A 13496-nucleotide genomic window follows, 5' to 3' on the forward strand; every position below is an offset into this window, starting at 1 on the left:
CGCCCCCGATACGAGGCGCGGGGTCTCCCCCGGCACCCGCCGGGCTCCCGCGCGCCCCTCCTCCGGCGGGAACCACTGTGGGTGGGGCGGGGCGCACACCGGATCACCCGCGATGGCATGGCCGCACGCCCGGACGGCGAGCGTGTGCTCACCCCTGGTGTTCGCCGGGGTCCAGGGGTGGGGCGGTGACACCGCAGTGGTAGGCGCATTGGGGTCGACACGGGGCGCGGGGGCGCTCCTCGCGCCCTGCGGCGCCCGCCGCCTCCACGGGGACCCCGGCCTCCTCCCGCGGCGTCTCCGGCGTCTCCAGCACATCCGACCGGACCGTGGTCCAGGCCAGGACCGCACCCACCACCAGCACCACCGCACAGATCGGCATCGCCCGCCGGAAGGACTCCGAGAAGCGGTCCGCGGACCGGTACGCCTCCTCGCTCATCCCCGCCAGCAGCGGCAGGGCCGCCACCGCGACCAGGCCCGCCGCCCGCGCAGCCGCGTTGTTGATACCGCTGGCCAGGCCCGCCCGGGAGACGTCCACCGAGGCCAGCACGGTCGCGGTGAGCGGGGCGACCAGCACCACCATGCCCAGCCCCATCACCAGCAGCGCGGGCAGGATGTCCCGCCAGTAGACCGCGCCCACCCCCGCCCGGGTCATCAGCAGCATCCCGACCGCGCACAGCAGCGGGCCCACGGTCAGCGGGATCCGGGGGCCGATCCGCTTGCCGAGCTCGCCCGAGCGGGCCGACAGCAGCAGCATCAGCACCGTGGTCGGCAGCAGCGCGGTGCCCGCCCCCAGGGCGGAGTAGCCCACCACCACCTGAAGCTCCAGCACGGACAGGAAGAAGAAACCGGCGAAGGCCGCGTACACGCACAGTGTCACCGTGTTCACGGCGGTGAACTGGCGCGAGGCGAAGAGCGACAGTGGCAGCATCGGCTCGGCCCGCCTCCGCTCCACGGCGACGAAGGCCACCCCCAGCAGCACCCCGAGCACCGCCGGAACCACCACACCGGGCGATCCGCCCCCGCCCGGCGCGGCGATCAGCGCATAGGTCACCAGGCCCAGCGAGAGCGCGCCCAGCGCGGCGCCCAGGACGTCGAACCGGCCGTGCGCCGCCGGGTCGCGGGTCTCGGGGACATGGCGCAGCGCGACCGGGACACACACCGCCGCCAGCGGAACATTGAGGAAGAACACCCAGCGCCAGCCGGGCCCGTCCACCAGCCAGCCGCCGAGGAACGGGCCGATCGCCGCGCCGACCCCGCCGAAGCCGGACCACAGCCCGACCGCCCGCGCCCGGTCGTCGGGGTGGATCACGGACTGGATCAGAGCGAGCGAGCCGGGGGTGAGCAGCGCGCCGCCGATGCCCTGGAGGGCGCGGGCGGCGATCAGCACTCCGGCGTTCGGCGCCAGCCCGCACAGCAGTGAGGCCAGGGCGAACCACACCACTCCGAGCACAAAGATCCGCCGCCGTCCGAAGCGGTCCCCGAGCGCCCCGCCGAGCAGGATCAGCCCGGCGAGGGTGAGCATGTAGGCGTTGACGGTCCACTGGAGAACGGCCAGGTCGGCGTTGAGATCGAGCCCGATACGGGGCAGCGCCACATTGACCACGGTGCTGTCGAGCAGCGCCATCGCGGACCCCAGCACGGTGGTGAGCACCACCCAGCGCCCGGCGGGCTCGGAGAGCCGCAGCCGTGTCGGCCCCTTCGCGCCGGGCGGACCGCCGCCCGCCGCCTCCCCGCGTGCCGCAGCGGGCCGGGGCGAGGATTCGCTCATACCTGGATCATCCTCGCGCCGCCCGCCCGGGGCCAGCCCACGGCGCACGCAGCGGCAACACGGACCGGGCCCGGGACTCCGCCGTGATGGCGGGACCCCGGGCCCGGAACGACGCGTGCGCGAAAGGCGCGGCCGCGTTACTTGCTCAGCTTCGTACCCGTGGAGCGCAGGTTGGCGCACGCCTGCGTGACGCGCTCGGCCATGCTCTTCTCGGCCAGCTTGCCCCAGCTGCGCGGGTCGTAGGTCTTCTTGTTGCCGACCTCGCCGTCGACCTTGAGCACACCGTCGTAGTTGCGGAACATGTGGTCCGCGATCGGGCGGGTGAAGGCGTACTGGGTGTCGGTGTCGAGGTTCATCTTCACGACACCGTTCTCCAGCGCGGTGAGGATCTCCTGCTCGGTGGAGCCGGAGCCGCCGTGGAAGACGAAGTCGAACGGGTCCTGCCGACCGGTCTTCGCGGCGATACCGTCCTGGAGCTGACGCAGCAGCTCCGGGCGGAGCACCACATTGCCCGGCTTGTAGACGCCGTGGACGTTGCCGAAGGACGCGGCCAGCAGGTAGCGGCCCTTCTCGCCCAGGCCCAGGGCCTCGGCGGTGCGCTCGACATCGGCGACGGTGGTGTACAGCTCGTCGTTGATCTCGTGCGAGACGCCGTCCTCCTCGCCACCGGTCGGGGTGATCTCGACCTCGAGGATGATCTTGGCCTTGACGGCCTCGGCCAGCAGCTCCTGCGCGATGGCGAGGTTGTCGTCCAGCTTCTCCGCGGAGCCGTCCCACATATGGGACTGGAACAGCGGGTTCTGCCCGTCCGCCACCCGCTCCTGGGAGATCTTGAGCAGCGGACGGACATAGCCGTCCAGCTTGTCCTTGGGGCAGTGGTCGGTGTGCAGCGCGATGTTGACCGGGTACTTCTTGGCGACGACGTGCGCGAACTCGGCGAGCGCGACCGCGCCCGTCACCATGTCCTTGCTGTACTGACCGCCCAGGAACTCGGCACCACCGGTGGAGATCTGGACGATGCCGTCGCTTTCCGCCTCGGCGAAGCCACGCAGTGCGGCGTGCAGGGTCTGGGTCGAGGTCACGTTGATCGCCGGGTAGGCGAACTTGCCTGCCTTCGCCCGGTCGAGCATCTCGTTGTAGATCTCAGGGGATGCGATGGGCATCTGTCCGCTCCTTGTGATGTGCGGGTGAGGTTCTGGGCCCTGACCTAGAGGGGCGACGTCATCGTCACGGCCATCTTTCCAGACTCCACCGATTGCTCCACCCGGCGCACTCGGGGATGACACGGAAGGGGGCCGGTGGTTTCACGTGAAACCACCATGTCAGCGATGCGCGGGGGGCCGGCGGTCCCGGCTCCGGTGCCGCTCCCGCCTCAGCTGAGGCCGAGGTCGGCGAGCGAGTACGCCGGGAGATAGCGGAGCCCGGCGTCCGCGATGGCCGGTGCGGCGCCGCGCTCGACGATCGTGGCGACCGCGACGACCTCGGCGCCCGCCTCGCGGGCCGCCTCGACCGCGGTCAGCGGAGAGCCGCCGGTGGTGGAGGTGTCCTCGACCACCAGCACCCGGCGGCCCGCGATGTCCGGGCCCTCGATCCGCCGCTGGAGACCGTGGGTCTTCTGCGCCTTGCGGACCACAAACGCGTCGAGGCGGCGGCCCCGCGCGGCGGCCGCGTGCAGCATGGACGTGGCCACCGGGTCGGCGCCGAGGGTGAGCCCGCCCACCGCGTCGTACTCCAGGTCGGCCGTGGTGTCGAGCATGACCTGCCCGACCAGCGGCGCGGCCTCGGCGTCCAGGGTGATCCGGCGCAGATCGATGTAGTAGTCGGCCTCCCGCCCGGAGGAGAGGGTCACCTTGCCGTGGACCACGGCCTTGTCCTTGATCTGCCGCAGCAGGGCGTCACGCGCATCGCTCATGCCGATGAGCTTATGCGGTGCGCCGGGACGCCCCACGACACCCTCCGGACCTCCCCTACGCCAGGCTCCGCCAGCTGAAGGTCATGGACATCTCCAGCGGGTCGATGGGCGTGACCAGGCGCGGCAGGGTGTTGAGACCGTTGGGCGGCCCGGACTGCGGCTCGACGCACACCGCCTCGGCCTGCTCGTCGTAGATCACCACCCACTCACTGCGGCTGCTGACCTTCAGCTCCAGCCGCCGCGGCCAGGTGAGCGTGACATCCACCCCGGCGGGCATGCCGAAGCAGTCGTCCCAGGGGCCGGGGCGGAGCGGGATCCGGTCGCCGGTGGGGAGGTGGTCCGCACCGCGCTCCTCCTGCCACTCGGCGTCGAAGTCCAGCCGGACCTCCTCACCGCCGTCCTCCAGGGTGCGCAGGAACCACGGGTGCCAGCCCGCCTGGGCCGGGAAGGAGTCGCCCTCGGTCTCCACGCTCATGGTCGCGGTCAGACCGTCCGGGGTCAGCTCGAAGGTCTGGGTGACCCGGCCCTCGTACGGCCACGGATCCGCGAGGTCGTAGGTGAAGGCGGCGGAGGACGGACCGGTGGCGGCCGGGCGCCAGGCGACGTCCCGGCCGGTGCCGTGGATCGCGTGCGGCGGTGCGTTCACGGGCAGTTGATGGGTCCGGCCGCCGTTGCGGAACCGTCCGAGCTCGACCCGGCCGCACCACGGCACCATCGGGAAGGCGCCGTACCGCGGACCCTGGCGCAGTACCTCCGTGCCGCCGATGCGCAGCGAGCCGATACGGCAGCCGTTGTCGGGCGAAACGGTCAGCTCGGCGTCACCGGCGGTCAGCCGTACGCCCTTGGTATCCGTTGTCTCTTCGGTGGTCACGCCCACGAGCCTATGTGCAGCGGCTCACCGGCGGTCGCTCACCGGCCACGGCTCGACGACGGCCGCTCAACGACGCCGTCGGAGGACCCGGCGGCCGAGCACGACGGCGGAGGCGAGCACCACGGCCGCGGCGGGCGCGGCCCAGCGCAGCGCGACGCTGGTGGACGCGGTCTCCGGCGCGGGGACGGGGGCGTAGCGGCCGCGGGGCGGGGCGTGGTCGACCTCCTCGGTGGAGCGGCCGATCATCGTGCGGCGGGCATGGGCGGCCTCGGCCGGGGGCTCATCCTCGACCTCGCCCAGGCCGCTGGCCTCGTCCATCGACCCGACGCCTGCCACCTCGTCGACATCGTCGAGATCACCGACCTCGTCCAGCTCGTCGATGTCGCCGTCGATGGCGTCGGCGTCTGCGGCGGCCGCGGCCTCGAAGGCCGCCTCGTCATCGTCGAGATCCGCGCGGGGGTCGAGGGACGACGGCGGGATATCGGTGTCGAAGACCGACCGCGGCTCGGTATCGGCCTCATCCTGCGCCTCGTCCTGCGCCTCCGACGCATCGGGCGCCGCCGGGGCGGCCGGGGTGATCGGGGACGCCTCCAGCCCGGACGCCAGCGCCGCGGCGAAGCGGTCCAGCAGCCGGCGGGCGGCCGTGCCCGCGGCCTCGTCGCCGAACTCCGCGAGCCGTCCTTCGCCGCGGACCGTCCCGGAGCAGACCAGCGTGGTGCCGCCTTCGGCGGGCCGCGGTGTGACGGTCAGCGTGAGCTTGACCGAGCCGCTGCCGCGCGCCTCGGTGCCCTCGCCCTCGACCTCGAAGGAGCCGTCGCGCTCACCGATGCGCAGGGCCCCGCGGTAGGTGATGGTGGATCCGCCGATACGCAGCCGCAGCCGACCCGCCAGCGGCCCCGCCGCCTCGTCGGCGTCCTGCTGGAGCCCGGGGACGCAGCGGGCGATGCGATCGGGTTCCGCGAGTGCCGACCGGACGGTGTCGACGGGAAACGGAACGAACACCTCATGCTCCATAGCTCAAAACACTACCCATCGTGCGTTCCGTGAGACCCGTTCCCGCGCAACTTTCGCTCCTGGCTCCCGCGAATTGGCGACCCGCGCCACGAAGACCGGACAGGGCCCTGGGCCCGGTCCGGTGGATCTTTGGGGAGCAGCCCGCGGCATCTGGTGCAGGGAGCACCTGCCGGCGGTAGCCGGGGGCGCGGTGCCGGGCGTCGCGGGCCCGATCAGGTCCACCGGGCAGAGCCTAATCTCCGTATCCGTAGCGCGGATGCATCAGGGTGGAGGCGGGCAGCCCGAGCTCGCGACGGCGCTCGGCCGCGTGGGCGGCGGCGCGCAGGCCGCCGGGGGTCAGGGAGTGCGGGCGCGGGCCGCGGGGGGACAGCCGCAGCGGGACCGGGGCGCGGGACGCGAGCAGAAAGCCCCAGTCGCGGGGCGCCCTGTCGGTGCCGGGCACGGAGAACACCGGGCGCCGGGCGCCGATCACATACGGCACGGTCCACAGCCCGGCGGACCGCATCGTGGCCTCCACCGTCCAGTACGTGTGCGGCCGGGGGTGCACCGCGCCCGCGTGCACCACCAGCCGCCCGCCGGGCGCCAGCACCCGCTGGGCCAGCCCGTAGAACTCCTGCGAGTAGAACTTGGTGCCGGAGGTGAGCCGGGGGTCCGGCAGATCGCTGACCACCACGTCGTACGAGGCACGCCGGCGCAGCCAGTCGAAGGCGTCCGCGGTGACCACCCGCACCCGGGGGTCGCGGTAGGAGCGGGCGTTGAGCGCGGAGAGACCGGGGTCGCGGCGGGCCAGCCGCACCACCGCCGGATCGCGCTCGACGACGGTGACCGACCGGACCCCGGCGTACCGCAGGACCTCGCGGGTCGCGAGCCCGTCGCCGCCGCCCAGCACCAGGACACGGGCATGCGGACCGGCGGCCATCGCCGGGTGGATCAGCGCGTCGTGGTAGCGGACCTCGTCACGCCCGGAGACCCGCAGCCGCCCGTCCAGGAAGAGCGCCAGCGGGCGTCCGCTGCCCCCGCCGCCCGTGAGCACCACCTCCTGGACGCCGGTCCGCAGCGCGACGCGGACCCCCGGGCCGTAGACGGCCTGCCGGGCGGCACGCTCGAAGGAGGGGGTGAGCGCGACGCCCGCGGCCAGCACGGTCAGCACCGTCACATTGGTGACGATCAGTGCCCAGCGCGCCCGGCCGCTCAGATCGCGGCGGAACAGCCACAGCACCAGCGCCGAGCCCGCCACGGCGTTGACCGCGCCGGTGACCAGCGCGCCGGTCAACTGCCCGAAGGCGGGCAGCAGCAGAAAGGGGAAGGCCAGCCCGCCGACCAGCGCGCCCACATAGTCCGCCGCGAACAGATCGGCGACCGCGCCGCCCGCGTCCTGCCGCCGCACCCGCTGGATGAGGGTCATCAGCAGCGGCACCTCGGCGCCGATGAGGGCGCCGATGACGAGCGAGAAGGCGACGAGCGCGGGGCGGGAGTGGCCGCACCACGCGAAACTCGCGTACAGCGCCATCGCCGAGCAGCCGCCCACCAGCGCGAGCACCGCCTCGACCGCGCCGAAGCCGACGGCGGCCCGGCAGCGCAGCCGCTTGGCCAGCAGTGAGCCGAGGCCCATCGCGAAGACCATCACCGACAGCACCACGGATGCCTGGGTGACCGAGTCACCGGCCAAATAGGAGGCGAGGGCGACCAGTTCGAGTTCGTAGACCAGGCCGCAGGCCGCGCAGACGAAGACGGTGAGGAGGACGAGGAAGCGGCCGAGCCCGGCCCGGACGGGCAGCCGCACCGGAGGCTCGGGCTCCGGTGACGGCGCATCCGAGACGGCGGGCGTCGGCGCTTCGATCACAAAGGGAACGTTACGTCACATAATGCTTACTGTTCGTCACCCACACGGGTGCATTGACGGCCGCTCATCCGTGCCTCGCTCCACCCCACCCCCAGACTCATCGCCCGTCAGCCACACGGAACTTGAGCCGGGACACCGTCCGCACCCGGCGGCCGCTGCCCGGCCGGACGCCGGGCCCCCACACAGGTGCGGGTGGTCACCAACCGCCCCTCCTGGGGGTAGGCGTGCCAGGTCCGCCAGCCCACGGTGCCCTCATGCCACTGCGCGAGCAGCGCGGTGAACGCGTGCGGACTGCCCGGGAACGTGCCCGCGAGACCGTGCGGATGGTCGGCGACCAGAGCCAGCAACTCCTGGGCGCGCCCGGCGAAGGACCCTGCCGACAACTCCTCGACACGCGCCGCGAATTCGTACTCGCGGCCGTCGACAAGGGTGGAGACCCCCAGCGGAAGCGGGGTGCTGCTGCCGGACATACAGGCCACGGTCTCCGAGCAGTGGCCGCCCTCCCCGTCGAGGAGGACCTGATGAGAGGCGCCGAGCAGCCTCAACTGCATGACGTGGCCGTGGAGTTGGAGATCGAGTACGGCCAGGGCTGGAAGCGGTTCCCGTCCCAGGCACCAGGCGAGATCAGCGGCGCGGGTATCGGTGTAAGCAGTCTTGAGGGTCGTGAGCATGGGTCGGCTCCGCAAGCACGCAGTGGAAAAAGATGGGCCGGCTCGCCCCGCGGTGGACCAGGGGTATACGCATACGCCGGCTCGTGCCCACGTGGGGTCCGTTGGGTCGGTGGTGGTATACGGAATCATGAAATGCTCGGCGCCACATCGTTTTTACCCACCTTCACCGGGTTTCCACCCCCTAGGGCGCCCACCAGATCAAGTGTTCAACAACCTCACGCCCGGCGCACGTTGGCGCGCCGGGCGTGGAATAGGGGTTTTACGGGCCGTCAGTTCGCTGTGTGCGCAGGTGAACCGGCGCATAGGGGGACGATGCGGGACCGGGCGGAAACGTCCGGGCGGCCGTCAGCAGCCACCGCCACCGCCGCCGCCGCCGCAGCCACCCCCACCGCCGCCACCACCGCCGCCGCACGACGAGCCACCGCCGCAGGAGGAACCGCCCCCGCAGGACGAGCCGCCGGCGCTGCCGCCACCGGCCCACCAGCTACTCGAGGAACTGCCGCCGGAGCGCCGCCGGGGCCGCGCGGTGTGCCCCCCGGACCGGCTCGCCCCCACCGCGGCCAGCGCCGCGACCGTGAAGGCCACCACCACAAAAACAACAACAGAAGTCATGCGTCCTCACTCTCCTTCCAAGCCCCCGTACAGCGAGGTACCGCGTCGTACCTGACCCGCTCATGCCCGGCGCCGCCACGGCCGAAAGCGAAGTTGAGGAAGTCCAGAGGTTCGGCGGAGGATAGCGGCATGGGACGACCGCTGCTCAATCGCCGACTGGCCGCATTCGGTACCACGATCTTCGCCGAGATGTCCGCCCTCGCCGTACGCACCGGCGCGATCAATCTGGGCCAGGGATTTCCCGACACCGACGGCCCGGAGGAGGTGCGGGAGGCGGCGGTGCGCGCGCTGCGGGAGGGCCGCGGCAACCAGTACCCGCCCGGCCCCGGCATCCCCGAGCTGCGCAGCGCGGTCGCCGAGCACCAGCTGCGCTGGTACGGGCTCACCTTCGACCCGGACCGTGAGGTGCTGGTCACCGCGGGTGCCACCGAGGCCATCGCGGCCTCGCTGCTGGCGCTGGTGGAACCGGGCGACGAGGTGATCGCGCTGGAGCCGTACTACGACTCCTACGCCGCCAGTATCGCGATGGCGGGCGGCACCCGGGTCCCGGTCACCCTCCGGCCGCAAGGCAACGGTTTCGGCCTCGACCTGGACGAGCTGCGGGCCGCCGTCACCGACCGCACCCGCCTCATCCTGCTCAACACCCCGCACAACCCCACCGGCACCGTGCTCACCCCCGATGAGCTGGCCGCCGTCGCCGAGCTGGCCGTGGAGCGCGATCTGCTGGTGGTGACGGACGAGGTCTATGAGCACCTCGTCTTCGACACCGGCCACACCCCGCTGGTCTCCTTCCCCGGGATGCGCGAGCGCACGGTGACCATCGGCAGCGCGGGCAAGACCTTCTCCTTCACCGGCTGGAAGGTCGGCTGGGTGACCGGCTCCCCGGAGCTGGTCACGGCGGTCCGCTCGGCCAAGCAGTATCTGACCTTCGTCTCCGCCGGGCCCTTCCAGTACGCGGTCGCCGAGGCGCTGCGGCTCCCGGACGACTATTTCCACGACATCCGCGAGGATCTGCGCGCCAAGCGCGATCTGCTGGCCGAAGGGCTGACCGACGCGGGCTTCACCGTCTTCCGCCCCTCGGGCACGTACTTCATCACCACCGACATCCGCCCGCTCGGCGAGAGCGACGGCTTCGCCTTCTGCCGCTCGCTGCCCGAGCGCTGCGGGGTGGTGGCCGTGCCGAACGCGGTCTTCTACGACCACCAGGACCAGGGCGCACCCTTCGTACGCTTCGCCTTCTGCAAGCGCACCCATGTGCTCACCGAGGCGGTCACACGGCTCAAGGGCCTGGCGCGCTGAGCCAACAGCCCCACGGGCTCCGTGAAAAAGCGAGGTGAAAAAGCGCGAGCCCGGATAAAAAAGCGCGAGCCCGACCGTGCACCGGCCGCCTCAGCGGCGGTGCATCGGCCGGGCTCCGCTGTGTCCTGCGGGCCCGGGGGGCTCAGCTCTCGTCGTCGCCCGGCTTCTCGTCGCCGTCGGACTCGATGTCGGCCTCCAGGCCGAGCTGCTCGACCAGCCACTTGTCGAACTCGATGGAAGCCCGCACCCAGCTGACTGTGCTGGACACGAAGTGCTCCAGGCTGACGCCGGTGCCTGTCAGCATCTGCGCCTCACCGATCAGCCGGACCGTGCCGTCGTCGTTGGTGTGGGTGTAGACCTTCGGCCACAACGTACGGCGGTTCCAGTCGTCGATCGCCTCGAGCAGCCGCGGCTTCTCGTCGATGCCGTGCGGCCGGTCGTAGAACGTCCGGACGGAGAAGACCTGCTGCTCCTCCTCACCGCGGAACATGAAGTAGGTGCGGAACTGCTCCCACGGCGCGGCGAGGTCCCCCTCCTCGTCGACGACGTACTTCAGCTCCATCTGCTCCAGGAGCTGCTTGACCAGGTCCTGGTCGGGCAGCACAGGGCCACTCGGACCCGCCGGTTCGGGCTCGGGCTGGCCCCCGAAATTCGGAATCGAGGACGGGTCGATGCTCACCGTGGATTTCCCTTCGTCTGGATACCGCCATCCTCCCTCACACCCGCCCCCGCGGTGCAACCCCGGCCGTGTTTTGCATGATCCACCGCGGGGTCCGCGGGGCCGGGACAGGCGCGCTACTGGGCCGGACCCACCAGGAGATCGTCGCCGACCCGGTCCACCCGGACCGTGTCGCCGTCCCTGACCTCGCCGGACAGGATCTCCTTGGCCAGCCGGTCGCCGATCGCGGTCTGCACCAGCCGGCGGAGCGGGCGGGCCCCGTACGCCGGGTCGTTGCCCTCCTCGGCGAGCCAGGCCAGGGCCGCCGGGGTGACATCGAGGGTGAGCCGCCGCTCGGCGAGCCGCCGGGCCAGCGCGCCGATCTGGAGCTCGGCGATCCGGGCCAGTTCCTGCTGGCTGAGCGTGGAGAAGACCACCAGGTCGTCCAGGCGGTTGAGGAACTCGGGCTTGAAGGAGATCCGCACGGTCTCCAGCACGCTCTGCTTCTTCTCCTCCTCGCCCAGGAGCGGATCCATCAGGTACTGGCTGCCGAGGTTGGAGGTGAGCACAAGAATGGTGTTGCGGAAGTCCACCGTGCGGCCCTGGCCGTCGGTCAGCCGTCCGTCGTCGAGGACCTGGAGCAGGATGTCGAAGACCTCGGGGTGAGCCTTCTCCACCTCGTCCAGCAGCACCACGCTGTACGGGCGGCGGCGCACGGCCTCGGTGAGCTGGCCGCCCTCCTCGTAGCCGACGTAGCCGGGCGGGGCGCCGACCAGCCGGGCCACGCTGTGCTTCTCGCCGTACTCGCTCATGTCGATGCGGACCATGGCTCGCTCGTCGTCGAAGAGGAAGTCCGCGAGCGCCTTGGCCAGCTCGGTCTTGCCGACGCCGGTGGGGCCGAGGAAGAGGAAGGAGCCGGTGGGGCGGTCGGGATCGGCGATCCCGGCGCGGGTCCTGCGCACCGCGTCCGAGACGGCGCGGACGGCCTCGGTCTGGCCGATCAGCCGCTTGCCGAGCTCATCCTCCATGCGCAGCAGCTTCTGGGTCTCGCCCTCCAGCAGGCGGCCGGCCGGGATACCGGTCCAGGAGGCGACCACATCGGCCACATCGTCCGGGCCGACCTGCTCCTTGACCATGGTGCCGCGGTCCTCCCGCTGCACCTCCTCCTCGGCCGCGGACGCCTCGGCGAGCTCGCGCTCGACCGCCGGGATCTCCCCGTACAGCAGCTTGGAGGCGGTGTCGAAGTCGCCGTCCCGCTGGGCGCGCTCGGCCTGGCCGTGCAGCTCGTCGATCTTCTCCTTGAGCTCACCGACGCGGTTGAGGCCCTGCTTCTCCTTCTCCCAGCGGGCGGTCAGCCCGCGCAGCTCCTCCTCCTTGTCGGCGAGGTCGCGGCGGAGCTTGTCCAAGCGCTGCTTGCTGGCCTCGTCGGTCTCCCGGGCGAGCGCCATCTCCTCCATCTTCATCCGGTCCACCGAGCGCTGGAGTTCGTCGATCTCCACGGGTGAGGAGTCGATCTCCATCCGGAGCCGGGAGGCGGCCTCGTCGACCAGGTCGATGGCCTTGTCGGGCAGGAAGCGGGAGGTGATGTACCGGTCGGAGAGGGCGGCGGCGGCCACCAGCGCGCCGTCCGCGATCTGCACCTTGTGGTGGGCCTCGTAGCGGCCCTTGAGCCCGCGCAGGATGGCGACGGTGTCCTCGACGGTCGGCTCGGAGACCAGGACCTGCTGGAAGCGGCGCTCCAGCGCGGCGTCCTTCTCGATCCGCTCGCGGTACTCGTCGAGGGTGGTGGCGCCGACCATGCGCAGCTCACCGCGGGCGAGCATCGGCTTGAGCATATTGCCCGCGTCCATCGAGGAGTCGCCGCCGGCGCCCGCGCCGACGACGGTGTGCAGTTCGTCGATGAAGGTGATGATCTGGCCGTCGCTGGACTTGATCTCGGCCAGGACCGTCTTCAGCCGCTCCTCGAACTCGCCCCGGTACTTGGCCCCCGCGACCATCGCCCCGAGGTCCAGCGCGACCAGGCGCTTGTTCCGCAGGCTCTCGGGGACGTCGCCCTTGACGATCCGCTGGGCGAGCCCTTCGACGACGGCCGTCTTGCCGACGCCCGGCTCACCGATCAGCACCGGGTTGTTCTTGGTACGGCGCGAGAGCACCTGCACCACCCGCCGGATCTCCTGGTCCCGGCCGATGACCGGGTCGAGCCTGCCCTCGCGCGCGGCGGCGGTGAAGTCGGTGCCGAACTTCTCCAGGGCCTTGTAGGTGCCCTCCGGGTCGGGCGTCGTCACCCGCTGTCCACCCCTGACGTTCTCGAACGCGGCGAGCAGCTTCTTGGCACTCGCCCCCTGCTGGTCGAGCAGCTCCCCGGCCTGGCCGCCCTTGGCGGCGATACCGACGAGGAGGTGCTCGGTGGAGACATAGTCGTCCCCGAGCTCCTTGGCCCGCTGGGCGGCGTCGGCGATGACGGCCAGCAGCTCCCGGCTCGCCTGCGGCGGGGCCACGGTGGAGCCCTGGACGCTGGGCAGCGCCGCGAGCAGCCGCTCCGCGCCGCCGCGCACCTGGGCCGCGTCGGCTTCGACGGCGACCAGCAGGTCCATCACATTCTCGTTGTCCTGCCCCTGGAGCAGGGCGAGCAGCAGATGCGCGGGCGTCATGTCCGCGTGTCCGGCGGTCACCGCGCGGTCATTGGCGGCGCTCAGCGCCGCCCGGCTCTTGTTGGTCAGCTCGGCATCCACGTCCCGGTGCTCCTCCTCGCGTCCATGACCTGCTTCTGCTTCGACCTGCTTCTGCTTCTGATGACAGTCAATCCTGCCCTGACTAACCTCCGTAAACTTGAGTCTATTCCACTCAA

General features: G+C 71.7%; 11 protein-coding genes. 1 reads left to right on the forward strand and 10 read right to left on the reverse strand.

Features of this window, described 5'->3' with window-relative positions; all coding sequences use genetic code 11:
• Positions 1-148: 148 nt before the first annotated feature.
• From JK363_RS05095 to JK363_RS05130, 8 genes are all read right to left on the reverse strand, one after another.
• Positions 149-1768 (reverse strand): MFS transporter, encoded by a 1620-nt coding sequence (locus JK363_RS05095; RefSeq protein ID WP_201871872.1) that lies wholly within the window; start codon positions 1766-1768, stop codon positions 149-151.
• Between the two features lie 137 nt (positions 1769-1905).
• Positions 1906-2931, reverse strand: coding sequence for a class II fructose-bisphosphate aldolase (fbaA, locus tag JK363_RS05100; protein WP_201871873.1), 1026 nt, complete (start codon positions 2929-2931; stop codon positions 1906-1908).
• Positions 2932-3140: 209 nt separating this feature from the next.
• Entirely contained in the window at positions 3141-3680 is a 540-nt protein-coding gene (gene pyrE / locus JK363_RS05105) for an orotate phosphoribosyltransferase (protein WP_201871874.1), read from the reverse strand.
• Between the two features lie 55 nt (positions 3681-3735).
• Positions 3736-4551 (reverse strand): aldose epimerase family protein, encoded by an 816-nt coding sequence (locus JK363_RS05110; RefSeq protein WP_201871875.1) that lies wholly within the window; start codon positions 4549-4551, stop codon positions 3736-3738.
• A 66-nt stretch (positions 4552-4617) separates the two neighbouring features.
• Positions 4618-5565, reverse strand: coding sequence for an SRPBCC family protein (locus JK363_RS05115; RefSeq protein ID WP_201871876.1), 948 nt, complete (start codon positions 5563-5565; stop codon positions 4618-4620).
• A gap of 232 nt (positions 5566-5797) precedes the next feature.
• Positions 5798-7408: a polyamine aminopropyltransferase gene (locus JK363_RS05120; protein WP_201871877.1), complete on the reverse strand. Its 1611-nt coding sequence runs from the start codon at positions 7406-7408 to the stop codon at positions 5798-5800.
• A 107-nt stretch (positions 7409-7515) separates the two neighbouring features.
• Positions 7516-8079 (reverse strand): DUF2617 family protein, encoded by a 564-nt coding sequence (locus tag JK363_RS05125; RefSeq protein WP_201871879.1) that lies wholly within the window; start codon positions 8077-8079, stop codon positions 7516-7518.
• A 345-nt stretch (positions 8080-8424) separates the two neighbouring features.
• Positions 8425-8691 (reverse strand): hypothetical protein, encoded by a 267-nt coding sequence (locus tag JK363_RS05130; protein WP_201871881.1) that lies wholly within the window; start codon positions 8689-8691, stop codon positions 8425-8427.
• A gap of 129 nt (positions 8692-8820) precedes the next feature.
• On the opposite strand from JK363_RS05130, the gene JK363_RS05135 reads away from it, so the two are divergent.
• Positions 8821-9990, forward strand: a complete 1170-nt coding sequence (locus JK363_RS05135; protein WP_201871883.1) for a pyridoxal phosphate-dependent aminotransferase — start codon at positions 8821-8823, stop codon at positions 9988-9990.
• Between the two features lie 142 nt (positions 9991-10132).
• Here the strand turns inward: JK363_RS05135 and JK363_RS05140 are convergent, their stop codons facing one another.
• Entirely contained in the window at positions 10133-10669 is a 537-nt protein-coding gene (locus tag JK363_RS05140; protein WP_176181634.1) for a YbjN domain-containing protein, read from the reverse strand.
• 116 nt (positions 10670-10785) lie between these two features.
• Complete coding sequence (gene clpB / locus JK363_RS05145; RefSeq protein WP_201871885.1) at positions 10786-13380, reverse strand: ATP-dependent chaperone ClpB; 2595 nt, start codon at positions 13378-13380, stop codon at positions 10786-10788.
• Positions 13381-13496 lie beyond the last annotated feature (116 nt).

It is taken from the genome of Streptomyces coffeae (genome assembly GCF_016741875.1).
In the GTDB taxonomy this organism is placed as follows: domain Bacteria; phylum Actinomycetota; class Actinomycetes; order Streptomycetales; family Streptomycetaceae; genus Streptomyces; species Streptomyces coffeae.